At 61.5% G+C, this 26,049-nt stretch carries 21 protein-coding genes and 1 tRNA gene; 7 read left to right on the forward strand and 15 right to left on the reverse strand.

Annotation, left to right across the window (positions count from 1 at the left end; translation table 11 throughout):
* The first annotated feature begins 9 nt into the window (after positions 1 to 9).
* Positions 10 to 936, forward strand: a complete 927-nt coding sequence (locus EL18_RS08590) for a carbohydrate kinase family protein (protein ID WP_036481868.1) — start codon at positions 10 to 12, stop codon at positions 934 to 936.
* Here the strand turns inward: EL18_RS08590 and cysQ are convergent, their stop codons facing one another.
* From cysQ to EL18_RS08610, 4 genes are all read right to left on the reverse strand, one after another.
* Positions 937 to 1,791 carry a 3'(2'),5'-bisphosphate nucleotidase CysQ gene (gene cysQ, locus EL18_RS08595; RefSeq protein ID WP_051913911.1) on the reverse strand — a complete coding sequence of 285 codons (855 nt, stop codon included), beginning with the start codon at positions 1,789 to 1,791 and terminating at the stop codon, positions 937 to 939.
* Complete coding sequence (gene cysN / locus EL18_RS08600; RefSeq protein WP_036481871.1) at positions 1,764 to 3,677, reverse strand: sulfate adenylyltransferase subunit CysN; 1,914 nt, start codon at positions 3,675 to 3,677, stop codon at positions 1,764 to 1,766. The genes cysQ and cysN overlap by 28 nt, the downstream gene beginning before the upstream one ends.
* Positions 3,677 to 4,597 carry a sulfate adenylyltransferase subunit CysD gene (cysD, locus tag EL18_RS08605; RefSeq protein ID WP_036481874.1) on the reverse strand — a complete coding sequence of 307 codons (921 nt, stop codon included), beginning with the start codon at positions 4,595 to 4,597 and terminating at the stop codon, positions 3,677 to 3,679. The genes cysN and cysD overlap by 1 nt, the downstream gene beginning before the upstream one ends.
* 177 nt (positions 4,598 to 4,774) lie before the next feature.
* The gene (locus EL18_RS08610) at positions 4,775 to 5,896 is read right to left on the reverse strand and encodes a DegT/DnrJ/EryC1/StrS family aminotransferase (RefSeq protein ID WP_036481876.1); all 1,122 of its coding nucleotides are present in this window, start codon (positions 5,894 to 5,896) and stop codon (positions 4,775 to 4,777) included.
* 224 nt (positions 5,897 to 6,120) lie between these two features.
* Here EL18_RS08610 and EL18_RS08615 point away from each other — a divergent pair, with 224 nt between their 5' ends.
* Positions 6,121 to 7,476, forward strand: coding sequence for a phosphomannomutase/phosphoglucomutase (locus EL18_RS08615; RefSeq protein ID WP_036481878.1), 1,356 nt, complete (start codon positions 6,121 to 6,123; stop codon positions 7,474 to 7,476).
* Between the two features lie 55 nt (positions 7,477 to 7,531).
* Here EL18_RS08615 and EL18_RS08620 read toward each other — a convergent pair whose 3' ends face one another.
* Both EL18_RS08620 and EL18_RS08625 read right to left on the reverse strand, forming a co-directional pair.
* A complete protein-coding gene (locus EL18_RS08620) occupies positions 7,532 to 8,605 on the reverse strand; it encodes a DUF2793 domain-containing protein (protein WP_036481880.1) in 1,074 nt (357 codons plus the stop codon).
* Positions 8,606 to 8,683: 78 nt separating this feature from the next.
* Positions 8,684 to 8,758 (reverse strand) — tRNA-Gln (locus tag EL18_RS08625).
* A gap of 274 nt (positions 8,759 to 9,032) precedes the next feature.
* On the opposite strand from EL18_RS08625, the gene EL18_RS08630 reads away from it, so the two are divergent.
* Together EL18_RS08630 and EL18_RS08635 are read left to right on the forward strand one after the other, a co-directional pair.
* Entirely contained in the window at positions 9,033 to 10,970 is a 1,938-nt protein-coding gene (locus EL18_RS08630) for a polysaccharide biosynthesis protein (RefSeq protein ID WP_081871218.1), read from the forward strand.
* A 13-nt stretch (positions 10,971 to 10,983) separates the two neighbouring features.
* On the forward strand, positions 10,984 to 11,580 hold the full coding sequence (locus EL18_RS08635) for a sugar transferase (RefSeq protein ID WP_081871125.1): 597 nt from the start codon (positions 10,984 to 10,986) through the stop codon (positions 11,578 to 11,580).
* Here the strand turns inward: EL18_RS08635 and galE are convergent.
* On the reverse strand, positions 11,575 to 12,564 hold the full coding sequence (gene galE, locus EL18_RS08640; protein ID WP_036481883.1) for a UDP-glucose 4-epimerase GalE: 990 nt from the start codon (positions 12,562 to 12,564) through the stop codon (positions 11,575 to 11,577). The two genes, EL18_RS08635 and galE, sit on opposite strands and share 6 nt — an antisense overlap.
* Before the next feature lie 112 nt (positions 12,565 to 12,676).
* On the reverse strand, positions 12,677 to 13,282 hold the full coding sequence (locus EL18_RS08645) for a biotin transporter BioY (RefSeq protein WP_036484314.1): 606 nt from the start codon (positions 13,280 to 13,282) through the stop codon (positions 12,677 to 12,679).
* A gap of 119 nt (positions 13,283 to 13,401) precedes the next feature.
* On the opposite strand from EL18_RS08645, the gene EL18_RS08650 reads away from it, so the two are divergent.
* On the forward strand, positions 13,402 to 14,301 hold the full coding sequence (locus EL18_RS08650) for an MBL fold metallo-hydrolase (RefSeq protein WP_036484317.1): 900 nt from the start codon (positions 13,402 to 13,404) through the stop codon (positions 14,299 to 14,301).
* Between the two features lie 3 nt (positions 14,302 to 14,304).
* Here EL18_RS08650 and EL18_RS08655 read toward each other — a convergent pair whose 3' ends face one another.
* On the reverse strand, positions 14,305 to 15,075 hold the full coding sequence (locus EL18_RS08655) for a DUF1499 domain-containing protein (RefSeq protein WP_036481886.1): 771 nt from the start codon (positions 15,073 to 15,075) through the stop codon (positions 14,305 to 14,307).
* Between the two features lie 123 nt (positions 15,076 to 15,198).
* On the reverse strand, positions 15,199 to 16,827 hold the full coding sequence (locus EL18_RS08660; RefSeq protein ID WP_036481889.1) for a long-chain-fatty-acid--CoA ligase: 1,629 nt from the start codon (positions 16,825 to 16,827) through the stop codon (positions 15,199 to 15,201).
* Between the two features lie 156 nt (positions 16,828 to 16,983).
* On the opposite strand from EL18_RS08660, the gene EL18_RS08665 reads away from it, so the two are divergent.
* Entirely contained in the window at positions 16,984 to 17,391 is a 408-nt protein-coding gene (locus EL18_RS08665) for a hypothetical protein (RefSeq protein WP_200875510.1), read from the forward strand.
* On the opposite strand, the gene ppdK is transcribed toward EL18_RS08665, so the two are convergent.
* Positions 17,380 to 20,046: a pyruvate, phosphate dikinase gene (gene ppdK / locus EL18_RS08670; RefSeq protein WP_036481892.1), complete on the reverse strand. Its 2,667-nt coding sequence runs from the start codon at positions 20,044 to 20,046 to the stop codon at positions 17,380 to 17,382. The genes EL18_RS08665 and ppdK overlap by 12 nt on opposite strands.
* Before the next feature lie 156 nt (positions 20,047 to 20,202).
* Complete coding sequence (locus tag EL18_RS17290) at positions 20,203 to 20,601, reverse strand: hypothetical protein (protein WP_051913912.1); 399 nt, start codon at positions 20,599 to 20,601, stop codon at positions 20,203 to 20,205.
* A 243-nt stretch (positions 20,602 to 20,844) separates the two neighbouring features.
* On the opposite strand from EL18_RS17290, the gene EL18_RS08680 reads away from it, so the two are divergent.
* Complete coding sequence (locus EL18_RS08680; RefSeq protein WP_036484325.1) at positions 20,845 to 21,186, forward strand: VOC family protein; 342 nt, start codon at positions 20,845 to 20,847, stop codon at positions 21,184 to 21,186.
* A 2-nt stretch (positions 21,187 to 21,188) separates the two neighbouring features.
* Here EL18_RS08680 and smc read toward each other — a convergent pair whose 3' ends face one another.
* The 3 genes from smc to EL18_RS08695 form a co-directional block, all read right to left on the reverse strand.
* Entirely contained in the window at positions 21,189 to 24,647 is a 3,459-nt protein-coding gene (gene smc / locus EL18_RS08685) for a chromosome segregation protein SMC (RefSeq protein WP_036481898.1), read from the reverse strand.
* 51 nt (positions 24,648 to 24,698) lie between these two features.
* Complete coding sequence (locus EL18_RS08690; RefSeq protein ID WP_036481900.1) at positions 24,699 to 25,415, reverse strand: DsbA family protein; 717 nt, start codon at positions 25,413 to 25,415, stop codon at positions 24,699 to 24,701.
* Between the two features lie 133 nt (positions 25,416 to 25,548).
* Entirely contained in the window at positions 25,549 to 26,046 is a 498-nt protein-coding gene (locus EL18_RS08695) for a DUF721 domain-containing protein (protein WP_036481902.1), read from the reverse strand.
* Positions 26,047 to 26,049: the final 3 nt, after the last annotated feature.

Below are 26,049 nucleotides of genomic sequence, written 5' to 3' on the forward strand. Positions count from 1 at the left end.
GACATCATCATGATCCTTTGCTGCGGCGAAGCCCTTATCGACATGCTGCCCCGGGAGACGCGTGAGGGTGGCCACGCCTTTGCCCCGCATATCGGTGGCTCCGTGTTCAACTCTGCCATTGCGCTGGGGCGGCTCGGAGTGCCTGTGGGCTTCTATTCGGGCCTTTCGACCGACCTGTTCGGCACCATGCTCAGGGAGGCCCTGGAAGAGAGCCGTGTGGATCTGTCGCGCGTTCGGTTCTCCGACCTGCCAACCACGCTTGCCTTCGTGCATCTCGATGACGGCCATGCGAGCTATCGCTTCTACGACGAGAACTCGGCCGGAAGGATGCTTGATGCTGCCTCGCTTCCCGCCCTGGAGGGGATTTCAGGACTGCTGTTCGGTGGGATCAGTCTTGTGAACGAACCTGCGGCCAGCGCCTATGAGGCACTCATGGCGCGGGCGGCGAAGGATCGGGTGGTGATGCTTGATCCCAATATCCGGCCCGCCTTCATTACCGATGCAGATGAACATCGCAGGCGCCTCGCAAGGCTCGTCAAGCAGGCCGATATCGTGAAGATTTCGGTCGAGGATCTGGAATGGCTGAAGCCGAATACCGGGACCGCCGAAGCAGCATCGCAACTGCTCGAAGCGGGATGTCATATCGTGGTGGTGACCAGCGGTGGCGACGGGGCGCGTGTCTTCCTGCGCGATGAGGAGCTGCATGTGCCCGCCCACAAGGTCGAGGTGGTGGACACGGTTGGTGCGGGCGACACGTTCAATGCCGGGCTGCTCGCAGCCCTCCACGAAGGCGGCAAGCTTGGCAAGGCCGAGATCGCATCGCTCAAGGGTGCCGACCTCAGCGAAGCGCTCAGCTTTGCAGCACGCGTTGCAGCGATCACCGTTTCGCGTGCGGGCGCCAATCCGCCTTGGGCGAACGAGCTTGAGGCGGCGTGATCAGGCCTTCGCCGCCTTGCCTGTTGCAACGAAGTTCGGGTTCCTGAACTGCTCCAGACCCTCGCCCTTTTTCGGCCCATAGGCGAGGAGGCTGCCGTCTTCGTGGGTGGTGCGGCCGCCTGCGGCGCGCAGGACCGCGTCCCCTGCTGCCGTGTCCCATTGCATGGTGGGGCCAAAGCGGGGGTAGAGATCGGCCTCGCCTTCCGCGATCAGGCAGAATTTGAGTGAGGAGCCGACTGACACGGTGGTCGCGCCGGGATACCGGGCGATGAAGGATTCCGTCTCGGGTGTCAGATGCGAGCGTGAGGCGACGATGACGGGGGGATTGGGAGCCTCGCGCACCTGAATGGCTTCGCGGCTTATGATCCGGCCATCTTCGATCTTCGCCTTTTCCGCCGAACCCGGTCGTCCGCTCCACAGCGTCTGACGGGCTGGCGCATAGACGACGCCCACTTCCGGGACGCCCTTGCGCACCAGCGCGATATTGACCGTGAAGTCGGGGCGCTGGTTGATGAATTCGCGTGTTCCATCGAGCGGATCGACCAGCAGGAAACCATCCTCGCCGCAAGCCGGGATGACACCACCCGAAGCCGCCTCTTCCGAGACGCAAGGGGTGGCACCGAGTTCCTTTGCCAGTTGCTTCAGGATGATGGCCTCGGCCGCACGATCGGCAATGGTGACGGGAGAGGCATCGGCCTTCTCCTCCACCGCACAGCCCTTCTCGCGCACATCCATGATGGCCGTGCCTGCTTCGATGGCGATGGCCTCGAAAAGCGCGACCAGCGCCCCATCGTCATGGGGCGCGTGCGCGGGCTTCAGTGTTTCGGTCAGCAAATGCCCTTGTCCTTCAGCCATGCTTCCAGTTCATCGGCCAGATCTTCCGGCGCGCGCCCTGCCGTCTTCAGGTGGATATCGGCACGCTCGGGCTCCTCGTAAGGGGAATCCACGCCCGTGAAGTTCTTTATCTCACCCTTCAGCGCGCGGGCATAGAGGCCCTTGGGGTCACGCTTTGCGCATTCCTCGAAAGGCGTGTCGACGAAGACCTCGACAAACTCGCCCTCCTCCATCAGTTCGCGCGCCATGCGGCGTTCCGCACGGAAGGGCGAGATGAAGGAGACAAGCACGATGAGGCCCGCATCCGCCATCAGCTTGGCGACCTCGGCCACGCGGCGGATGTTCTCCACGCGGTCTTCCTCGGTGAAGCCCAGATCGCGGTTCAGCCCGTGGCGCACATTGTCGCCATCCAGGATATAGGTATGGCGGCCATCGGCATGAAGCTTCTTCTCCAGAAGATTGGCGATGGTCGACTTGCCCGAACCCGAAAGCCCGGTGAACCACAGGACCGCGGGCTTCTGGTGCTTCTGCTCGGCACGCGACTGCTTCGTCACATCCAGCGCCTGCCAATGGATGTTGGCCGCACGGCGCAACGGATGAAGGATCATGCCTGCGCCAACCGTGCGGTTGGTGATGCGGTCGATCAGGATGAAGGAGCCCGTGGTGCGGTTGTCGGCAAAGCTGTCGAAGGCAATCGGGGCCTGAAGCGACAGATTGCATTCGCCAACCTCGTTCATCTCCAGATGCTTGGCGGCCTCATGGGCGAAATTGTTGATATTGGTGCGGTGCTTCAGCGCCGAGACCGTGGCACTCACCTCGTCGGTTTCGGTGCGCAGCACGTAAGGACGACCGGGCATCATGGCCTGCTCGTCGAACCAGACCAGGGTTGCCGCCAGCTGATCGGCCACATGCGGGCGCGCATCGGGGGTGACCAGCATGTTGCCGCGCGAGACCTCGATCTCGTCTTCCAGCACCAGCGTGACAGCTTCACCCTCCGCCGCACGGCTCAGGTCGCCATCATAGGTCACGATGCGCCTGACGCGGGAGGGCTTGCCGGATTTGGCGACCACCACCTGATCACCCACCGCAACAGAGCCGGATGCAACCGTGCCTGCGAAACCGCGGAAGTCGAGATTGGGGCGGTTCACATATTGAACGGGAAAGCGGAACGGCTTGGCGCTCAAGCCCCGCTCGATATCCACCGTTTCCAGATGGCCGATCAGGGTCGGGCCATCATACCAGCTCATATTCTCCGACGGTCGCGAGACATTGTCGCCGAAGCGCGCCGACATGGGGATCGGCATGACGCTGGCAAAACCCAGATCCTTTGCAAAGGCGCGGTATTCCTCGACGATCTCGCCAAAACGTTCCTTCGAGAAGCCGACGAGATCGATCTTGTTGACCGCCAGCACGATGTTGCGGATGCCAAGAAGCGAGGCAATGATCGAGTGACGGCGCGTCTGCGGCAGCACACCCTGGCGCGCATCGACCAGCACCACGGCCAGATCGGCGGTGGAAGCACCTGTTGCCATGTTGCGGGTATATTGCTCGTGGCCCGGCGTGTCGGCGACGATGAATTTGCGCTTCGGGGTGGAGAAGAAGCGATAGGCGACATCGATGGTGATGCCCTGCTCGCGCTCGGCCTCAAGACCGTCGACCAGAAGGGCCAGATCGATATCCTCGCCCGTCGTGCCGTGCTTCTTCGAATCCTTTTCCAGCGCTGCCAGCTGATCCTCGAATATCAGCTTGGTGTCATAGAGAAGTCGACCGATCAGGGTCGACTTTCCGTCATCGACCGAGCCGCAGGTCAGGAAGCGCAGAAGCGTCTTGTTTTCCTGGGCGGCGAGATAATCGCGGATGCCTTCAACGGCAGCTTCAGTGGCGGGGTTCAGGTTTGCGTCCAGCATCAGAAATATCCCTCGCGCTTCTTCTTCTCCATGGAGCCTGCCTCATCCTTGTCGATGGCGCGACCCTGGCGCTCGGAGGTGCGGGCGGTCAGCATTTCGGCCACGATGGCTTCAAGCGTGTCGGCGGATGATTCGATCGCACCCGTCAGCGGGTAGCAGCCAAGGGTGCGGAAGCGCACCATGCGCTCCTGCAGGCTCTCGCCCGGCTGCAGCTCCATGCGGTCATCATCCTTCATGATGAGCATGCCGTCGCGCTCCACCACGGGGCGTTTGGCGGCGTAATAGAGCGGCACGATGGGGATCTCTTCCTGCAGGATATATTGCCAGATATCGAGCTCGGTCCAGTTGGACAGCGGGAAGACGCGGATCGATTCACCCGGTGCCACGCGTGTATTGTAGGTCTTCCACATTTCCGGACGCTGGTCCTTCGGGTCCCAGCCATGGGTCTTGGTGCGGAAGGAGAAGATGCGCTCCTTGGCGCGGCTTTTCTCTTCATCACGGCGCGCGCCGCCGAAGGCTGCATCGAAGCCGTATTTGTCGAGCGCCTGGCGCAGCGCCACCGTCTTCATCACATGGGTATGCACATTGGAGCCGTGCGAGAAGGGGCCGATCCCCTCGCGCACGCCTTCCTCGTTAATATGCACCAGCAGATCAAAACCCTTCTCGCGCGCCATGCGGTCGCGAAACTCGATCATCTCGCGGAACTTCCAGGTCGTGTCGACATGCAGGAAGGGAAATGGCGGCTTGGCGGGATAGAACGCCTTCATCGCCAGATGCAGCAGGACGGAAGAATCCTTGCCCACCGAGTAGAGCATCACGGGCTTGGAGAAGCTTGCCGCCACCTCACGCATGATATGGATCGATTCCGCCTCCAGACGCTGGAGATGGGAGAGCCTGAGATGGGAGATTGGTGCATTCATGCCGGTACCCTTCGAGCAGTGCGGCCACAGGTGGCGTGGCTGAGCCTGCTTTAGGGAGTACCACCGGCAGCTTAGGGGCTACAGGAAGTAGCCCCTATAGTATCGGCAGAATGCGAGTGCGTTTTGCGCGGCGTCGGGAATAGGCGGAATGTTCTTCCGCCGTCACCGAAATCCGCCTCAGGCGGCGCCAACAGCCTTTCGAATTTCTGCAATCACCCGATCCTGATCATCCGCTCTCAGATAGGGATGCATGGGCAGGCACAGGATGCGGTTAGGCAGGGTTTCCGAAACTTCCAGGCCCGTGGGCGTACGCGGATACGCCTTGTAGGCGTCCTGCACGTGGAGCGGGCGCTCGTAATAGATAACCGACGGTATGCCTTCATCCTTGAGATGCGCGCGCACCGCATCGCGCTTCGGCGTCTCGATGGCGTATTGCGCCCATGCGGAGCGCTCACCTTCCGGCAGCACGGGCACTGTGACGACATCGCCGAGGCCATCCCTGTAGCGATCCGCCACCTTCTGGCGAAGCTCCATCTCCTCAGGAAGAATGGAAAGCTTTTCCAGCAGGATTGCCGCCTGGATCGTGTCGAGGCGTGAGTTCAGCCCTACCCGCACATTGTCATACTGGCTTGCACCCTTTCCGTGAAAGGCAACTGAGCGCAGCGCATCGGCAAGATCACCGTCATCGGTAAACATGGCTCCGCCGTCGCCGTAGCAGCCAAGCGGCTTTGCAGGATAAAAACTTGTGCCGGCAACATCACCAAAGGCACCACACATGGTGTTACCGCTGGCACCACCCATGGACTGCGCCGCGTCCTCAATCACGAACAGGCCTTCGCGTTCCGCAATACCCGCGATCTTCTGATAATTCGCGGCAAGACCGAAAAGGTCGACGGGGATGACCGCCTTTGGCTCAAGCTCCCCTTTCTCGCGCACCATCGCAATGGCTGCTTCGAGACTTTCGATGTCGATATTGTAGCTGTCCGCTTCAATGTCGACGAAGACGGGTGAGGCACCGGCCAGCGCCACCACTTCCGCCGTCGCGGCAAAGGTGAAGCTTGGCACGAAAACAGCGTCGCCGGGGCCGATGCCCTTTGCCATCAGCGGAATCAGCAGCGCATCGGTGCCGTTGGCGCAGGCGACAACATGCTTCACGCCGACATATTCGGCGAGCGCCTGTTCAAGCTCGCCCACTTCCGGGCCGAGAATATAGCGCCCTTCCGCGATGACCTTTGCCACCCGTTCGTTGAGACGTGTCTCTATGCGTGCGCGCTGGGCGCCCAAATCTATGAATTGCATTGTCTAACCTGCCGCCGCCGGAACCCCGGATCAATTTGTCACGTGATAGGGGTTGTGCGTGGGTTGCGCAACATTGCGGAACGTTCAACATGTTGAGAGCATTGTTACACGCGGTGATGCTGCTGCTGCCTGCGAAGATTTGCGTTCAGCCATCATCCCATCTAACTACAACCGCATGGCGCATTCGCGCTGATTAGTGGCGGCAATCAGGAGAACAGCCAGGAATGAGTGCTCCGTTCAAAGCGTATGACGTTCGCGGACAGATCCCCTCCCAGATCAATGTGCCATTCGCCTATCGCTTTGCGCAGGCGGTCAAGGCCTCCCTTGATCCACAGCGCGTGGTTGTTGGCCACGACATGCGCGTCGACAGCCCTGCACTGGCACAAGCATTGATGCAGGGATTGATGGATAGCGGCGTCGACGTGTTGCCGGTGGGTCGCTGCGGCACTGAAGAAGTCTATTTCCACACCGCGCATTCCGGAGCCGATGCCGGTCTGATGGTGACGGCCAGCCACAACCCGCCGGATTACAACGGCATCAAGATGGTGCTTAAGGGTGCCGCGGCTGCCACACCGGAAAACGCCTTCAACGCGATCGAGAAACTGGTGCGTTCAGATGATGCGCTCCCGCAGGTTACCGACCACGCGGACCGCGGAGCCTTCCACGACCACTGCAACCGCGAGGACTATATTGCGCGGCTTCTTCAGGAAGTGACATCCAGGCAGCTCAAGCCACTCAAGATCGTCACCCATGCCGGCAATGGTTGCGCGGGGCCGATCATCGATCTTTTGGAGCGTCACCTGCCCTTCACCTTCATCAAGGTGGACCATGAGCCGGACCCGAAGCTGCCGAATGGCGTGCCAAATCCGCTGTTGCCTGAGAAGCGCCAGAAGGCGAGCCAGGCCGTTCTCGACCACGGCGCGGATCTCGGCATTGCCTGGGACGGCGATTTCGACCGCTGCTTCCTCTATGACCACAAGGGCCGCTTCGTCGAAGGCTATTATCTGGTGGGCATGATCGCCAAGCACATGCTTGAGAAGGAGCCGGGCAGCACGATACTTTACGATCCGCGCCTGACCTGGAACACGATCGACATCGTGGAAAGCAATGGCGGCGTGGCCAAGCCCTGCCGCACGGGCCACGCCTATTTCAAGCAGATGATGCGCGAGGAAAACGCCATCTATGGCGGCGAGATGAGCGCGCATCACTATTTCCGCGATTTCAGCTATTGCGATTCGGGCATGCTGGCCTGGCTGGACGTCGTCTCGGAGCTTTCAGCTTCCGGCGCGCGGCTGGCCGATGTTCTGGAAGAGCGCATTGCCGCCTATCCCTGCTCGGGCGAGCTGAACTTTACCGTGGACGACGCCAAGGCCGTGCAGGAACGTGTCGCGGAGCATTTCCAGTCCGCCAATCCGGAAGTGGAGAGCATTGACGGTCTCGGCATGGTCTTCGACGACTGGCGCTTCAATCTGCGTGCCTCCAACACCGAACCTCTCCTGCGCCTGAATGTCGAGACGCGCGGCGACAAGGCGCTTCTAGAAAAGAAGGTCGAAGAGTTGCGCGGCCTGATTCAGGCCTGAGACGCCTGACGAGACGGATGAAAAAGGGCGGCCCATCGAGCCGCCCTTTTTCGTGTCAGCCGATCTTCATGCCCCAGAAACAGGTTTCATCCGCGGCGAAATAGCCGTCGGCACCCGTGAAGCCGCCCTGCAGCGCCACCGTGTCTCCGGTCGACAGTGAGGCGAATGCCTCGATCCGGAGTGTGGTCTGTTCCGAGACATGGGCACCGGTCAGGCTCTGCGTCGATCCCCGGACCGGTGCGACATCATTGAGGAGAAAGCGCGCGCGCATGCGTGCATCCAGCGACGCATTCACCTTGAAAAGCAGATTGGCGCCCAGAAAATAGGTGCCATCGGCAGGCGCGGTGAACAGGCCTGTACCGGCATCGAAAACCGATTGATCATTGTAGTCGGCATTGTTGATGCCGATGGTCGTCCAGCTGTCGAGGGCGGCGTAATTGTCGTAATTGGTGAAGGCCTTGAAGCGGGGAAGATTGGGCTGATCGACCACCGCATCCGCAGCGCGCAATACGAGCGCATCGCGAAAGCTCACACCATCCGCGCTGGTCTTGAAGATCAGGTCGTCACTGCCGGCCAAACCAAATTCGGCACGCGCGGACCAGCCGGATTGGAAGATCAGCGACAAAACATTCCCCGCACCCTCCTTGTTCATGACGAGGCGCAAATCGCCGCTTTCCCCCTCCCCGCTTTCTGCCGCCGCGAAAAGTGCATTGTTCAGCTTGGCGGAGAAGCGGTTGGTGTCATCGGGAGCCGTGCCGATGCCAAGCCGGGCCACCTGTTCTCCATTGCCGCCGGAAGTTATCTGCCACATGCCATCAAGCCAGATGGCAACGGAGGCTTCATCCTCGATGACCGCCTGCCAGCCCGGCTGCGGCTCGTAGAAAACCCAGATGCCGTCCTGGAATGCGGCCACCTGCCCCGCGCGCCCTTCCCAAAGCCCGCTTGCGCCCGCAGCAACAATATACCGCGCGCCTTCCGCCACTGCACTTGGCGGTTCGCTCAGCGCCCGGCTTTTCACCGAAAGCTGCACCAGCGCATCAAGCCGCAACAACGCCTCGTTATGCGTCACATGTTTCTGGGCCTGTGACGGCATGATGAAAGGCAGTTTCAGAAGAGCGGTATCGTCCATGGGTGGCATCCTTCCTGCAGATCAAGCTGCGGAAAGGGTAAGGGCGTGGACGGATGCGGGGATAAAATTGGCAGTTTCTGGCTGGGGCGGCAGGATTCGAACCTGCGCATGGCGGTACCAAAAACCGCTGCCTTACCACTTGGCTACGCCCCAACTTTCCGAGGAAAACGCCTCGGACGCGAAACAGTGCTCCCTATAAGGATTCGCCGCGCCAAGTGCAATCTCTCTGACATGAGTTTGACATCAAAAAGGTCATTCTGGTGTTGATGCCCCCGAAGCTGCGGGGAACGAAGATGTTAAGGAATGCTTACGCATTCGACCTTACGGGCAAATACTGGTAGAAGAACCGGTCAGCTTTGGGTATTTGCGTTCCCGTCAAGCCGGTGCTTCGGCGGCTTGAGAGATGTTTTGAGAGTTGGTTTTGAAGATGACGATGAACCAGATGCGTGAGTGGATCATCTCGCGCCCCCGGCGCACCAAGCGGCTCATGCTGGTCACGGTCGACTTCTTCAGCCTAGTATTCATCATCTGGGCTGCTTTCTGCTACCGCTTCAACCAGCTCTTCATTCCCAATTTCGAGCAGATGCTTTTCATGGTCGCGGGTCCGGTCATCGCGATCCCCGTTTTCGTGAAAATGGGCCTTTACCGCGCCGTGCTGCGCTATTTGCGCGAGCGGGCGCTGTGGACGATCTTCATTGCGGTCTCCATTTCGTCGCTCATCTGGGTGAGCATGGTCTTTCTCACCCTTTCCTATGGTGCCAGCGGCATTCCGCGTACCATCGCGGTGCTCTACTGGGTCGGCGGCTTCTGCGCGGTTGCGGGAAGCCGGTTTGCCGTGAAAGCGCTTCTGCGCGGACGCTCGGGTCGTGGTGCGGACAAGACGCCCGTGCTGATCTACGGCGTCGGTGACGCAGCCGTGCAGCTTGCGGATGCGCTGCACAATTCGCCCGACCGGCAGGTCGTCGGCTTCATCAGCGACGACAAGGGCATGGCGGGCATGGATATTATGGGCCTGCGCATCTATCCGGAAGGCAATATCGACGATCTGGTTGCCAATGTCGGCATAAAGGAAGTCATCATCGCCTCCACATCTGCCGGGCCGCGGCGCAGGCGCGAACTGGTTGCCAAGCTTGGTCACCACGGGCTGAAGATAAGGCTGCTTCCTCCGCTCGCCGATCTCGCGGCAGGCCGCTATCTTGTTAGCCATATCCGCGACATCGACATTGACGACCTGCTTGGCCGCTCCCCCGTGCCTGCCGATCCGGAACTGGTGCGCGAGGCCGTCGAGGGGCGCACGATCCTCGTCACGGGTGCTGCCGGCTCGATCGGCTCTGCCGTGTGCCGCGCCATCGCACAGGCCAATCCGCGCAAGCTCGTGCTTCTGGAGGTCAACGAGCTTGGCCTCTACCAGATCGAGCGCGAGATGCGCCGCCACGGCTTTCCCGTGGTTCCGGTTCTGGGCACGATCACCGATGCTGCCATGCTGGCACGCATATTCCGGCAGCATCGCATCCAGACAGTCTATCACTGTGCGGCCTTCAAGCATGTCTCGCTGGTTGAGAAGAATGTCCTGCAGGGCGTGCACAACAATGTCTTCGGCACATTGGCACTGGTGCAGGAGGCTCATGCCGCCAATGTCGAGAAATTCGTTCTGATCTCATCCGACAAGGCCGTTCGTCCGTCCAGCGTGATGGGCGCGACCAAGCGCTGGGCGGAGCTCATCTTGCGCCACTACGGGCGGCAGCTTGAAGAAAAGGCTGCAGGTGGCGTCTATTCCTCCGTACGCTTCGGCAATGTGATCGGTTCCAGCGGCTCGGTCGTCCCGCTCTTCAAGGAGCAGATTGCGGCTGGCGGCCCGGTGACGCTCACCGATGATGAGATGACGCGCTACTTCATGTCGGTGCGCGAGGCGGCAGAACTCATCATCCAGGCCTCCACCCTTTCATCCTGCGGCGACATTCTGCTTCTGGACATGGGCGAGCCGGTGCGTATCCGCGATCTCGCGCGTGACATGGTCATGCTCGCCGGACTTACCGTGCGCGACGAGCAAAACCCGGCAGGGGACATCGAGATCGTCACGATTGGCATGCGTGATGGCGAGAAACTGCATGAGGAACTCTTCTACGATCCCGTCGGCGTGACGCCGACACAACATCCGAAGATCCTGCGCGCCAAGCCGCAGAACCGCATGTCGAACCAGGTACCGGCCATGCTGGAGGCACTGCGCCAAGCGCTGGAAACAGGCGACGAGCAGGTGGTTCGCGATGTGCTGTTCGGCGAATTGCAAAAGCGGCGTGACCAGCAGCCGCTGACCATCGAAGCAAAGTTGCAACCGGAAACGGCCAATCTGCCACGTCATTCCTGAGGCCCACCCCTAAATGAACGACAACACGCGCAGCAGCGTGGACCCTCAGGCCACCAGAGGGTTCTACCCACGGCTTGGCAAGCGGCTTCTAGACCTTTGCCTGACTATTCCCTGCGGTCTGGTGGCGCTGCCCGTAATCGGGATTGCAGCAATCGCCATCCGAAGGAATTCACACGGCCCGGCGATCTTCGCGCAGGAGCGCGTGGGACTGAATGGCCGCGTCTTTCGCTGTTACAAGCTGCGCAGCATGTATGTGGACGCACCTTCCGTGCCGACGCATGAGGCGGCACAGGCCACGATCACGCCTGTCGGGCGGTTCCTGCGCCGCACCAAGATCGACGAGCTGCCGCAGCTTTGGAATGTCCTGCTCGGCGACATGAGCCTCGTCGGTCCGCGCCCCTGCCTGCCAAGTCAGCACGAACTGATCGCGGCGCGCCAAAGCCGCCGGGTGCTGGAGATTCGCCCCGGCATTACGGGGCTTGCGCAGGTGCAGGGGATCGACATGTCCCGACCGCAAATCCTGGCCGAGGCCGACCTGCGCTATATGCGCAGCATGTCGGCCCTGCTTGATCTCAGGCTGTTGGTTCAAACGGTGATGGGCGGCTCATAGCCGGTTGCGGCGGGCCAGTACCTCTTCCCATTGCAGCGCATGGGTGATGATCGTGTCGAGATCGTCATAACGCGGCTCCCAGCCCAACTCCTGGCGGCACTTGTCTGAGCTTGCCACCACGGCCATGACATCGCCTGTACGACGCGGAGCGTGCTTGACCTGGAAGTCGCGTCCAGACAGCCGCTTGACGGTCTCGATCACCTCGAAGACCGTGTGCCCCCGTCCATAGCCGGCATTGGCGATCAGACTCTCGCCACCGGCGCGCAATCGTTGCAGCGCGAGATAGTGGGCGCTGACCAGATCGCTTACATGGATGAAGTCACGGATGCAGGTTCCGTCACGGGAGGGATAGTCCGTGCCGAAGACTTCGATCAGAGGTCTCTTGCCGGTGGCCGCCTCGCAGGCGACCTTTATGAGATGGGTCGCGCCCTTGGTCGATTGCCCGGTGCGAAGGCGCGGATCGGCACCCGACACGTTGAAATAGCGCAGGGCCGTAAAACTGAGATCATGCGCTGCAGCGGTATCCTGCAGCATGCGCTCGATCATCATTTTCGAAGCGCCATAGGGCGTTTCGGGGCGAAGGGCCGCTTCCTCGCGCACCGGCGCGCGGTCGGGAATGCCATAGACGGCTGCGGTGGAGGAAAAGACGAAGTGGCGAACACCGCAATTGACGGCAGCCTGAAGCAGGCTGTGCGTCTTCATGGTGTTGTTGTGGTAGTAGCCCAGGGGATCGCCAAGCGATTCGGGAACGATCACCGAGCCGGCGAAATGGATGATCGCCTCGACGCGGTGACGGCGGATGATCTCTTCCATCACCTTGCGGTCGCCGATGTCCTGAACGACAAGACGAGCGGCCTCCGGCACGGCCCAGTCGAAGCCGGTGGAAAGACGGTCGACAACGACGACTTCCTCGTCCCTGTCGATCAGTTCCCATGCCATATGGCTGCCGATATAGCCGGCACCGCCCGTTACCAAGACCGCCAAAGGTATTCCCCTCATTTTCATGCCGCGTGGGCCGAAGGGCCAAAAGAAAAGGCCGCGGGCAATCTAACCCGCGGCCTCTTCGCAAATCGTTAGCGTCAGGCGAATTCGCCGATCAGCGACCGCCGAGACCGAAGCCACGCAGTGCTGCCCAGCCGGCAGAGGTCACGCAGGCGGCGAGTGCAGCCTTGACGAGATCCGGCAGGATGAAGGGTGCAACGCCGAACTGCCAGGCCTTGTCGGCACCGATAAGGACAGCAAGCCAGGCAAAGCCCAGCGCCAGAACAACCGCGCTTGCGGCAACAGTAGCGGCACCCATCTTGAGCGGGTTGCGGTCGAAGCCGCGGTCAGCGGCAGCACCGACAATGGCGGCCATGGCGACAAAGCCAAGCAGGTATCCGCCCGTCGGGCCAACCATGTATGCAAGGCCGATGCCCTTTTCAGGCGTGCCCTGGAAGACCGGGAGGCCCATTGCGCCTTCGGCGATGTAGAGAAGCAGCGTTGCAACGCCGAGACGGAAGCCGAAACCTGCCGCGATCAGCATGATGACAAGGCTCTGCATCGACATGTCGACAGGGCCGAGCACGACCTTGGTCTTTGCCGACAGTGCCAGAAGCAGCGAACCGGTGAGCGCGAGACCGGCCTGAGCGGCCAGACGTGCAGCCCCGGATTCGGGCAGAGCGAGGGAAACGAGCGGGCGTGATGCAATCGCCTCAGACATGGTGCCTCCTGAAAAGAATGAGCGCATTCGCGTTCCTCTATAATTGCTTCCATGTTAAGCGGCAACAGATCAGCGAACGCTCTCCCCTGTTCAGCCGCTTTGCGCAGGAGTTTTATTTCATGGATTTCGACACGCGTTTCGAGCCCCGATACGGCGAGGCCGTGCCCGTTGCCGAAAACGTGCTGCGGCTGACCGTGCAGAATCCATCCGCCTTCACCTTTCACGGCACCAATAGCTATATTGTCGGTCGCGAGACGCTGGCCATCATCGATCCGGGACCGGAAGACGAGATGCATCTGGCAACGCTTCTTGAAGCGGTCGATGGCCGGCCGGTCAGCCACATCTTTGTCAGTCACACCCACAAGGACCATTCCCCGCTGGCGCGCAAGCTTGCCGAGGAGACAGGCGCGGTCATATGCGCGGAAGGTCCCCACCGCCCTGCCCGGCCCTTGCATGTGGGCGAGGTCAATCCGCTGCAGGAAAGTGCCGATGTGGACTTCACGCCCGACCACGCGCTTGGTGACGGCGAGGTCATAACGGGTGATGGTTGGTCGATCCGCACGCTCCACACGCCCGGCCATGCGGCCAATCATTCGGTGTTCGCACTCGAAGGCACCGGCATTCTCTTCTCCGCCGATCACGTCATGGCCTGGGCAACCTCCATTGTCGCACCTCCCGACGGCTCCATGAGCGACTTCATGGCAAGTCTCGACCGGCTTCTGGAGCGCGATGATCGCGTGCTTCTGCCCGGGCATGGCGGTGCAGTGACAAAGCCTCGCGCCTTCATGCGGGGTTTGCGCACGCATCGCCGCATGCGCGAGCGAGCCATCCTGCAGCGCATCATGGACGGTGACCGCAACATTCCCGAGATTGTGGCGGCAATCTACCGGGATACCGATCCGCGCCTGCATGGCGCGGCAGCACTGTCCGTGCTGGCGCATCTTGAAGATCTGGTCGGCAAGAACCTGGTGTCCTGCGAAGGTGAACCGGCGATCGATACCACCTATTTGCCGGCCTGAGCGTCAGATTTCCGTCAGTTCCTGAAGCCGCTTGTCGAGCTCGGTCAGAAAGCGACGGATCCGCTCGGCGTTTTCGCCCATGTCATGGCTGCCATAGCGTGATGCTGAACGCATATCGACGAAGGTCGCGTTATCCTGATCCTCGATGCGGATGACCACATCGGAATCAAATCCGAGCAAATAGGATTTCGCGACTGCTTCAATCGTCGTGACTGCCGGGTCACCGCCACGCGCCGTGACCTTCCAGCCGCGATCGGCAATCAGTTCATCCAGAACATCCTCCACGCTTTCGCGAGCGAATTCGTAGCGGCGGCCCGTGATGTCCGGGTAGGATTTTGCGATGCGTTCCGCGCGCGCCGCATCAAGCGCCGTAACGGGGTTGGCGTCAGCATCCCTCAATCGCTCGGCGGCCTGAAATTCCGGCGGGTCCTGCAGATCGGTCGAGATGTCGACCAGCTGCGGGTTCGTCACGATGTTGAAAAGCGAAACGCCGTAGGGCACGAGCACGAGGACTGAAAGAAACAGGCCCAGCGTGGCGGCACCAAGCCCCCGCCATCCATGCTGCCACATCTGCACGAAGCCGCTGATGGCAAGCACGAGACCGGTCAGCCCAAGCAGACCGCAGATCGCGATCAGCCACAGAAATGGCAGCGTTTCGACAAGATCATAGCGATGCGCGAGCGCCGAGGAGACAGCCAGCACCAGCGCGAAGGAGGCGACACCTCTCGCCCGGTAGGCTGCAGGCGCATAACGCTGCTCTATGATGGCGACCATGAATGTCCTGCACGGCTTGTTTGCGTGGGAAGTCGGCGAGCTATAAACGCCCGGCTGCGGCAGGTCAAAGGCACTTGAGGAACGGTCCACCGGGCCGCATGGCAGCCCGGCATCCGATATTCCTCAGACCGCTTGTGGCAGCGTGTAACCTTCCATCTGACGTCGCAATGTCGTCTTCTGGATCTTGCCGGTGGCGGTATGCGGCAGCTCGTCGACGAACACGACGTCGTCGGGCAACCACCATTTGGCGACCTTGTCGGACAGGAAGGTGATGAGGTCTTCTCTGGTGGGATCACAGCCTTCCTTCTTCACCACCACCAATAGTGGTCGCTCGTCCCATTTCGGGTGATGCACGCCGATGACGGCGGCTTCCGCGACTTCCGGATGGCCAACAGCGAGGTTTTCCAGCTCGATCGTCGAAATCCATTCACCGCCCGACTTGATGACATCCTTCGCGCGGTCCGTGATCTTGAGATAGCCATACCGGTCAATATGCGCGACGTCACCTGTGTCGAACCAGCCTTCTTCATCGAACTGCTCTGCACCGGCGCCACCATAGTAGCTGCTGGAAACGGCAGGCCCGCGCACCTGCAGGCGCCCGAAGGTCTTGCCGTCCCAGGGCAGTTCCTCGCCATTGTCGTTGACGATACGCATTTCCACGCCAAATGGCGCATGGCCCTGCTTGTCCTGAATGTCCAGCCGCGCCTCGCCTTCCAGATCCTCGTATTCGGGCTTCAGCGAGCAAAGGGAGCCCAGCGGCGACATTTCCGTCATGCCCCAGGCATGTATGACTTCGACATCATAGATGTCCTGGAATTTCTGCGTCATGGAGCGCGGGCAGGCCGAGCCGCCAATCACGACGCGCCTGAGATGGGGCAGTTTCTTGCCGGTCTTTTCCAGATATTGCAGCAGCATGAGCCAGACCGTCGGCACGGCTGCGGTAAAGGTCACGCGCTCGCTGTCGAGCATCTCGTAGAGCCCCTCGCCATCCAGCCTTGGCCCCGGCATGACCAGCTTGGCGCCGACCATGGGCGCGCTTTGGGCAAGGCCCCAGGCATTGGCGTGGAACATGGGCACGACAGGAAGAACCACATCGCGCGCCGAAAGCCCCATCGCATCGGGCTGAACCGCCATCATGGCATGAAGCACATTGGAACGGTGGCTGTAGACGACGCCCTTGGGGTCCCCGGTGGTGCCGGAGGTGTAGCACATGCCCGCCGCCGTCGTTTCCTCGAAGCTTTCCCAGGCAAAGGCCTCATCGCCGTCTGCAATCCAATCCTCATAGGCGACTGCATCGAGTGTGGTCTCCGGCATGTTCGCGCTGTCGGTCATGATGACGATGCGCCTGAGCGTCTTGACCTGCGGGCAGATCTTCTCGGCAAGCTGCACGAAGGTCAGATCGACAAACAGGCAGGCATCTTCCGCGTGGTTCATGATCCAGGCGATCTGGTCGGGGAAAAGGCGCGGATTGAGCGTGTGATAGACGCCGCCCATGCCCATCGCGCCGTACCAGACCTCAAGATGACGGGCAGTGTTCCAGCCAAGCGTTGCCACGCGGTCTCCCTTGCCGAAACCCTCCTGCACCAGCTTCGAAGCAACCTTGCGTGACCGGCTGGCAAGCGCTCCATAGGTCGTGCGTGCAATCGCACCTTCGACCGTGCGCGTTACCACTTCGCGCTCACCATGCTGCCGTGCCGCGTGATCCAAGATCTTGTGGCACAGAAGCGGCCAGTCCTGCATCAAACCCTGCATATGAAACCTCCTCCTCAAGGTCTGACATCTTGTGAAGCGGTCATGCGAATGTCCAGTGCCTCAGACCGGACATAATCATTTCTTTTAATCATTATTATCTGGAACTTATGGGGATCATTGGCGTTAGGGGGAGTCGCAGCAGGGAAGACCGACCACATGGAAATCACACTAGCCGACGCGCCAGCCCCGCACGATGTGCCGCTGGAAATCGTGGAGATGGACCTCGCATTGCGCCATCAGGATCTTGTTGCCAAGGGCTTCGAAGGAGCCGTGCAGGAAGCGCTGGAACATGTGGGCGGACGCATCCTGTTCAAGATGCGCCTTTGCGGTCATGCGGATTGCGACTGGGTCGCGGCGGTGGAACTGCAAAGCGACAGCAACGATACCTTGGCCATCATCTCCCAATCCACGGAAGGCGGGCCTCTCAAGGTTGAAGATGCGCGCAGCAGCGATCTGCCGGTGGCAGCCATCGCAACCGGCTTTGCCAGCCTCGAGCGCTTTTTCCCGCCGGTTCCCGAAAATCTGCGACCCGTCGAGCCAGCGCCTGTTTCGTCAGACGCCTGAACGGCACGCAGCCTGCGCCGCCGCCAGCCGCGCGATCGGCACGCGGAAGGGCGAACAAGACACGTAGTCGAGGCCGACCTCCTCGCAAAAGGTGATTGATGCCGGGTCGCCGCCATGCTCACCGCAAATGCCGAGCTTGAGATCACCACGCGTTCTGCGCCCGGCTTCACTTGCCATGCGCACGAGCTGGCCCACACCATCCCGGTCAAGCGTCACGAAGGGATCCTTCTCGATGATGCCCTTCTGCCGGTAGGTATCGAGGAACCCGGCCGCATCGTCGCGTGAAATGCCGAATGTGGTCTGCGTCAGGTCATTCGTTCCGAACGAGAAGAAATCCGCAGCGTTGGCAATCTCCCCGGCATTGAGTGCCGCGCGAGGAAGCTCGATCATGGTGCCGATCAGGTAGTCGATCTTCTGACCGCTTTCCGAAAGCACCTCCTCGGCGACCGCTTCCACACGTTCCTTCACGAAGGCCAGTTCATTGGCAATGCCGACCAGCGGCACCATGATTTCCGGCACGATGGGAGCACCCGTCTTCTCGGCAGCCTGTGCTGCAGCCTCGAAGATGGCGCGGGCCTGCATCTCGGCGATTTCGGGATAGGAGACGGCAAGGCGACAGCCACGATGACCCAGCATGGGGTTGAACTCATGAAGCGCCTCGGTCCGCTCTCGCAGCAGCGCGACCTCCACACCCATGGCATTCGCGACTTCCGCGATTTCCTCCTCCGTCTTCGGGAGGAATTCGTGAAGCGGCGGGTCGAGCAGGCGGATGGTTACGGGCAGGCCTGCCATGATCTCGAAGATTTCGGCAAAGTCGGCCCGCTGCATGGGCAGAAGCTTCGCCAGTGCCTTGCGTCGCCCATCCGCGCTTTCGGCCAGGATCATTTCGCGCATCGCCAAAATGCGCTCGTCGTCGAAGAACATGTGCTCGGTGCGGCAGAGACCGATGCCTTCGGCCCCGAAGGAGCGTGCGGTTCTAGCGTCAGCAGGTGTCTCGGCATTGGCGCGCACCGTCATGCGGCGTGCTTTGTCCGCCCATTCCATGAGCGTGGAGAAGGAGCCGGACAGAGCAGGCTGCTGCATGGCAACCGTTCCCGCCAGCACCTGACCGGACGAGCCGTCAATGGTGATGATGTCGCCCTTGCGAAAAATGCGGCCCATGCTGATCATCGTGCCATTGCGATAGTCCACGCGCAGCGTGCCTGCACCCGAAACACAAGGTTTTCCCATACCGCGCGCCACCACCGCCGCATGACTGGTCATGCCGCCGCGCGTGGTCAGGATACCTTCGGCGGCATGCATGCCGTGAATGTCCTCAGGGCTTGTCTCCACGCGCACGAGGATGACTGCACGACCGGCTGCCTTTGCTTCCTCTGCATCTTCAGAGGAAAACACGATTTCTCCCGTGGCCGCACCGGGGGAAGCCGGCAACCCCATGCCGATAATGTCACGCGCGGCGGAGGGGTCGATGGTCGGATGCAGGAGTTGGTCGAGCGAGGCGGGGTCAATGCGGCAGACGGCTTCTTCCCGGCTGATGAGCCCTTCATCCGCCATCTCGACCGCGATCCTCAATGCAGCCTTCGTGGTGCGCTTGCCCGAGCGGGTCTGCAGCATCCACAACTTGCCGCGCTCGATGGTAAATTCGAGATCCTGCATGTCGCGATAGTGGCTTTCCAGGCGCCCTGCGATTTCAACAAAGGCGGAAAAAGCGTCCGGCATCAGCTTTTCAAGCGACGGCTGGTCAGAACCGGCATCCAGGCGCGCAGCCTCGGTGATGTTCTGTGGCGTGCGAATGCCAGCCACGACGTCCTCGCCCTGTGCATTGACGAGAAACTCGCCGTAAAGCTTCTTCTCGCCGGTCGACGGATTGCGCGTGAAGGCGACGCCTGTGGCCGAATCCTCGCCCATATTGCCGAAGACCATGGCCTGAACATTGACTGCCGTGCCCCAGCTTGCCGGTATGTCGTGCAGCGTGCGATAGGTGATGGCGCGGGCATTCATCCAGCTTGCGAAGACCGCGCCGATCGCACCCCAAAGCTGGAGATGCGGGTCCTGCGGGAAAGGCTCGCCCAGTTCCTCCTCAATGCGCTTCTTGTAGAGGCCGACAATGTGCTGCCATTCCTCGGCGGTGAACTCCGTGTCGAGTTCGTAGCCAAGCCTGCCCTTCTCGTCGGCGAGGATCTCCTCGAAGACCTCGTGGTCGAGATGAAGCACAACGTTGCAATACATCTGGATGAAGCGGCGATAGCTGTCCCAGGCAAAGCGCGGATCACCGGATTCGGCCGCCAGCGCTTCAACGGTGCGGTCGTTGAGGCCGAGATTGAGAACCGTGTCCATCATGCCCGGCATCGACGCACGCGCGCCGGAGCGAACTGAAACGAGGAGCGAGCGCTCGGGATCGCCAAAGCGCCGACCGGTCAGGCGTCCCACCTCTTCCAGCGCATGTTCGACCTGGCTCGTCAGCTCGGGCGGATAGGAGCGCTGATTGGCGTAATAATAGGTGCAGACTTCGGTGGTGACGGTGAAACCGGGCGGGACCGGCAGTCCCAGATTGCACATTTCGGCAAGGTTCGCGCCCTTGCCACCCAGAAGATCGCGCTGGTCAGCACTCCCCTCCGCCTTGCCATCGCCAAAGGCATAGACCCACTTGGCCATCGACACCCTCCACTACCGAAGCACCGGCACATGCCGGACAAGGCGCAGAGTTAGGCGGCTCTACCACCAGTGGCAAGGGGCCAATCACCTTCATTCGTTGGTGAATCGATTGAAGGTGATGCCCCTTGCACGAAGCGTCAGACGCCGATGTTCCCGTCAGGCGGCGACGGGCTCGACCTTTGCAGGCAGCAGCTTGCGCAAGCGACCGGCGGAAAGACCGACATCGGGCAGTTTCTGTACTGCCATGAGGTAGTTCAGGCGGAAATGCGGGTCTTCATTCTCGCCAAGGCCTATGAAGGACGCCGCTCTTTCCTTGAAGGCTTCCATATGGGTTTCCGTGAATGCTTCATCGGCAGCCATCTCGTCCAGGTCGACAATCAGCTGCCCAAGCGGACGCAGCCACGCAAAGCGCGGGTCGTTGATGGTGGCGAACAGCAGCGTGTAGGGGTTGGCCAGGCGCTGATCATCACCCGCTTCGGCAGAGATGAGTGCCTTGTGAAATGCCTGAAGTGCACCGGAAAGCGTTCTGGCGCGCATGGTCAGTTCATTGCTCATTTCTCTGCCCTTTCATTTTTGGGAGATGCGATGGGCGGGGTGCCGATCGCTCTGGACCAATATGGTGTTCCAGCGCCTGCAATATAAGGAGCCGATGCTTGCAGGCAGAGCATGGGAGGCATGCGCTAAAAGTGTCGGTACGCCGGATTGCCCCTCTGTCAGGAGTGTTCAGCATGCGGCTTGCGCATCGCGCTCTCCTTTTACAGTATCAAGCGAACATTCGACGAACATCGGGAGGCAGAAATGCGCAAAACGGGCAAGCTGGACTATCTCGAAATGCCTGCGGGCAACGGTTCTCTGCCGGAGGTGAAGCATTTCTACGAGAAGGCCTTTTCCTGGAGCTTCACCGACTACGGCCCTGGCTATTGCGCCTTTGATGAAGGGCTGGACGGTGGCTTTGACGGCAATCCGGAAAATCCGAAGCCTCTTCCCGTCCTCTATTCTGATGATCTGGAGGAAACACAGCGCGTCGTCGAGACCGCCGGTGGCAGGATCGTGAAGCCGATCTTCTCCTTTCCCGGCGGGCGCCGCTTCCACTTCACCGATCCGGCGGGAAACGAGCTGGCGGTGTGGAGCGAAGACTGAGGCTACCCAGCCTCGCGCAGCTGCTCTGCCGTCTGCAAGTCCACACTGACGAGCTGGCTTACACCTTGTTCTGCCATGGTCACGCCGAACAGGCGGTCCATGCGGGCCATGGTGATGGGGTTGTGGGTGATGATGACGAAGCGGGTTTCGGTCGATTTCGCCATCTCATCCATAAGATTGCAGAAGCGCTCGACATTGTGGTCGTCGAGCGGCGCGTCGACCTCGTCCAGCACGCAGATGGGTGCGGGATTGGTGAGGAAGACGGCGAAGATCAGCGCCATGGCGGTCAGTGCCTGCTCGCCGCCTGACAGAAGCGTCATTGTCTGCGGGCGTTTGCCGGGCGGGCGGGCGAGGATTTCCAGACCCGCTTCCAGCGGATCGTCGCTTTCGACAAGCTGAAGCTCTGCCGTGCCTCCACCGAAGAGATGGGTGAAGAGCCGCTTGAACTGCTCGTTTACAACGTCAAATGCGGCAAGCAGCCGCTCGCGACCTTCCCGGTTGAGGCTCTGGATCGCCGAACGAAGCTTGCGAATGGCCTCGATGATGTCCTCGCGCTCGGAAATGATCGTCTCCAGCCGCTCGGACAGTTCGCGCTGCTCTTCCTCGGCGCGCAGATTGACGGCACCCAGGCGCTCGCGCTCCATCTTCAGCCGCTCAAGCTTGCGCTCCACCTCGGCCGCTTCAGGCATGGGACCATCGGGATCAAGCTCGGCCTGACGGGCTACCAGATGCGGCAGCACGCCGAGCGTTTCCTGAATGCGCGCTTCGGCCTGACGGCGCATCTCCTCGGCTGCAGCCTCGCGCTCTTCGGCGCGGGCGCGCTGTTCGCGGGACGTGGCCAGCGCCTGAATGGCGTCGGTTGCGCCCTTGTCGAAACGGGCCTGCTCGTTTTCCGCCTGCTGGAGCTTGTCGGCAGCTTCCTTGCGCAGTTTTTCAGCCTGAGAGATTTCGGACAGAAGCGCCCTGCCCTTTTCCTCGATCTCATCGGGCGCATCGGCCAGCGACTGCAACTCGCCCGCCGCTTCCTTTCGGCGTTCGACAAGTGCTGCAATCTGCCTGTCGGCATTGGCCGCACGCGCGGTCCAGCTTTCGCGTTCGCGTGCGATGTTCTCCAGCCGCTGACGGCGGGTACCGGCCTCACGCTTCAACCCTTCATGGGCGGCGCGTGTTTCGGCCGCACGCGCGCGGGCTTCTGCCAGCGCCGACTGCGCCTGATCCAATTCCGCCTGCAAGGCGGAAAGATCGGGAGCGGCCTCGAAAGCGGCCTTCGCCTCGGCTTGCGCCTTCCGAGCCTCTTCCACGTCACCCGCCATACGTTCGCGCTGCTCCTGAAGCGCGGAGCGGCGGGTGGCGAGTTCACCGGACTGGCGCTCGGCCTGCGCGACAGCATCGCGCGCCGAACTCGCCTTGCGCTGCGCCTCGCGCAAGCGGTCACGCCAGCCGCGCTCGGCTTCGACCTTCTCCTTCAACGCGGCTTCGGCTGCAACAAGTGCGGCCTGGGCGGCCTCGACGGCCTGGCGCGCGCCTTCGGCCTCGCGCTCTAGTTCGGCAAGCCGGTTCTTCTGCGCCAGTTTCTGGGCCGCAGCCGTTGGCGCATCGGCACTGGCGCAATAACCGTCCCAGCGCAACAGAGCACCATCGCGGGTGACAAGACGCTGGCCGGTCTTCAATTCCTGCTGCAGGCGCGGACCATCGGCCGCTTCGACCACGCCGATCTGGGCAAGCTTGCGGGAAAGCTGCACAGGCGCCTTCACCACATCGGCAAGCGGCATCACGTCAGCGGGCAGAGCGGGATCATCCCTGCTTGACACCATACCGCCCCAATGGACGGGCGCAGCCGGATCAAGCGGCACGTCAAGATCTTCGCCAAGTGCGGCACCAAGGGCCGTCTCGAAACCGGGTGAGACGGACAGGCTCTCAAGCACTGCGGGAAAGGCATCGTCAGAACCGGCTGAAAGAATGCGCTCCAGCGTTCGCGCCTCGGTCTCGATTCCCTGCAACCGCGCGCGCGCTTCGGAAACCGGCTGACGAGCAGCACTCTCGGCGGCACGTGCGGCGGACACGGCCCGTTCGGCTTCCAGCGCGCCCTTTTCGGCAGCTTCCTGTTCACCGAGAACAGCCTCAAGCTCGGCCTTTTTCTGGTCCGGGTCCGGCAGTTCCGCGATCCTGGCGGAGAGTGCCTCGACCTGGTGATCAAGCTCGGCAAGCTGGCGCGAAAGGCGCTCGGTACGCTCGGCAGTGTCGCGCACCGCGCGTTCCGCCTGGTTGCGGCTGGCGCTCGCTTCCGCCTTTTTTGCGGTCACGGCAGCCAATGCATTTTCCCGCTCGCTGAGGGTCGCGGCGGCAGCTTCCATGGCAGCCAGCGTCTCAGCCTCACGCGTACCGCTGTCAGCCTCCTGCGCGTTCAAGGCCTCAGCCTCGTCGGCCAATCGCTTCAGGATGTCGGCATTGTCACGGACCATCTGCTCTTCGCGCTCGATATCCGCATCCATCTGCTGAACGCGCTTTTCGAGCTCGGCGGCGCGATTGCGAATGCGCCTCGCCTCTTCCTCGACCTGGGTACGGGCGATGGTGAGGCGCTGGAGCGCGGCTGCGGCGGAAGCCTCCGCCTCGCGCAATTCCGGCAGGCGCTTGGCGGAGATAGCTTGCGCCTTGGCAGCTTCCATCTGTGCTGCGGCAGCTTCCGCCACGGCGGCGGTGGCCTTTGCGTGAGCGGACTTCGCATCCGCCTCCGCCTGTTTGGCGCTCGCCCAGCGCAGATGCAGAAGCGTTGCGTCGGCCTTGCGGATTTCAGCTGACAGGTTCTTGAAGCGGGCTGCCTGACGGGCCTGTCGTTTCAGGCTTTCGATCTGGCTTTCAAGCTCGCCCACCACATCGTCGAGGCGTTCAAGATTCTGCTCGGCGGCGCGCAGGCGAAGCTCGGCTTCGTGGCGGCGTGTATGCAGGCCGGAAATGCCGGCAGCCTCTTCCAGAAGCTGACGGCGCGCCTGTGGCTTGGCCTGGATCAGTTCGCCAATGCGCCCCTGCCCGACCATGGAAGGCGAACGCGCGCCAGTCGACTGGTCAGCAAAAAGCAGCTGCACATCGCGCGCACGTGCTTCCTTGCCATTGATGCGATAGACGGACCCGGCCTCACGCTCGATCCGGCGGGACACCTGCAGTTCGTCGGAATCGTTGAAGCTCGGCGGCGCGGTGCGGTCGGAATTGTCGAGGAAAAGCGTGACTTCCGCCGTGTTGCGCGCGGGGCGGTTGCCCGAACCGGAGAAGATGACATCATCCATGCCCGAGGCGCGCATGTTCTTGTATGAGCTTTCGCCCATTACCCAGCGCAGCGCCTCGACCAGATTGGATTTTCCGCAGCCATTGGGGCCGACGACACCAGTCAGGCCGCGCTCGATCATGAACTCGCCGGGTTCGACGAAGGACTTGAAACCGAGCAGCCTGAGCTTGGTGAACTTCATGCGCGCGGTCTCCCGCGCGCGCTAACGGCAAGTTGTGCCCTGCCGTTCAGGTCAGAGCATCGGGTCGATGATTGCCGACATTTCCTCAATCGACAGTGCTCCCGCGTACTTCTTCCCATTGATGAAGAAGGTGGGCGTGGCCGTTACGTCGAAGTCATTGGCCGCGCGCTGACGTACTGCTCTCACATCATTGAGAAGTTCCTGGTTCGTCAAGCAAGCCTCGAAGGATTGCTGTGTAAAACCGGCCAGTTTGGCAATATTGAGCAGTGCAGTGCGTGCATCCTGCACCGGAGCCCAGTTGCTCTGCTGCTTGAAGAGCGCGTCAACCATGGGGAAATACTTGCCGTCTGCGCAGCGTGCGAGCATGAAGCCGGCTTCCGCGCGCGGATCGAACGGGAACTCGCGGAAAATCAGACGCACCTTGCCGGTGTCGATATACTTTTCCTGAAGCTTGGGCAGCGTGTTGTTGTGGAAGGTCGCGCAGTGGCTGCAGGTCATGGAAGCATATTCCACGATGGTCACGGGCGCATCTTCCGAACCCTTCGCCATTTCTGGCAGCGGGCCCGGCTTCATGAGTTCGCTGACATCGACCTCGCCCTGCGCGGGCGGCGCATCAACCGCGGCGGTTGTCTCGCCCGAAACGTTCTCGGGCAGCGCTTCGGCCTTGGTTTCCGCATCGGCGCTATCGCTGCAAGCGGCGAGAAGGCCGATGGCGGGCAGCCCGGCAAGCGTTCCAAGTAGACGGCGGCGAGAAAGCGGCTGAACCATGATCTGTGTCGTTCCCGTTCGTGTGTGATTTAGCGGTGCGATAGAAACCGAAGAATGTGGCGTGAAATAAGGCACATAACGCTGCCTTGCCAAACTGTAATATTGCAAGAAGCGCTCACAATAGCGCGAGCAGCTATTTTTTGCTGCCCATTATGCTTTCGCCAAGGCGCTTCAGGCTCTCGCGCAGCGCGTCATCCTCGATGCCTGCCGTGACCTGCTCCAGGCGGCTGCGCTCGGCCTCGCGAAGCGGACGCGGCGCCTTGGGCTTGCGGCTCACTGGACCGGTCATGGGCTTTTGAACAAGCTTCACGCGCCCAATGGCGTTGAAACCCAGAAAGGCATTGGCGCGGGCAATGATTTCCTGCGCCTCGTGCTGCACGCGGATTGCCGCCATGCCATCGCAGGCGATGATAAGGGTGGCTGGCTCGAAGGGGTCATCCTCATGCGCACGCCGCGGCCAGGCGATCCGTTCGGGACGTGTCTGGCTTGCGAGCCTGTCGCCCACGATTTCCGCCCAGCTTTGCACCAGATCGATGGAAAGCCCTGCGCGTTTGCGCAACACCGGGTCCAGCAGATCCGTCGCCAGATCGCTCACCGGCACGGGATTGCCGCCGTTCCATTTACCAGCCATCGG

Origin of the sequence: Nitratireductor basaltis, assembly GCF_000733725.1 — a bacterium.
GTDB classification, from domain to species: domain Bacteria; phylum Pseudomonadota; class Alphaproteobacteria; order Rhizobiales; family Rhizobiaceae; genus Chelativorans; species Chelativorans basaltis.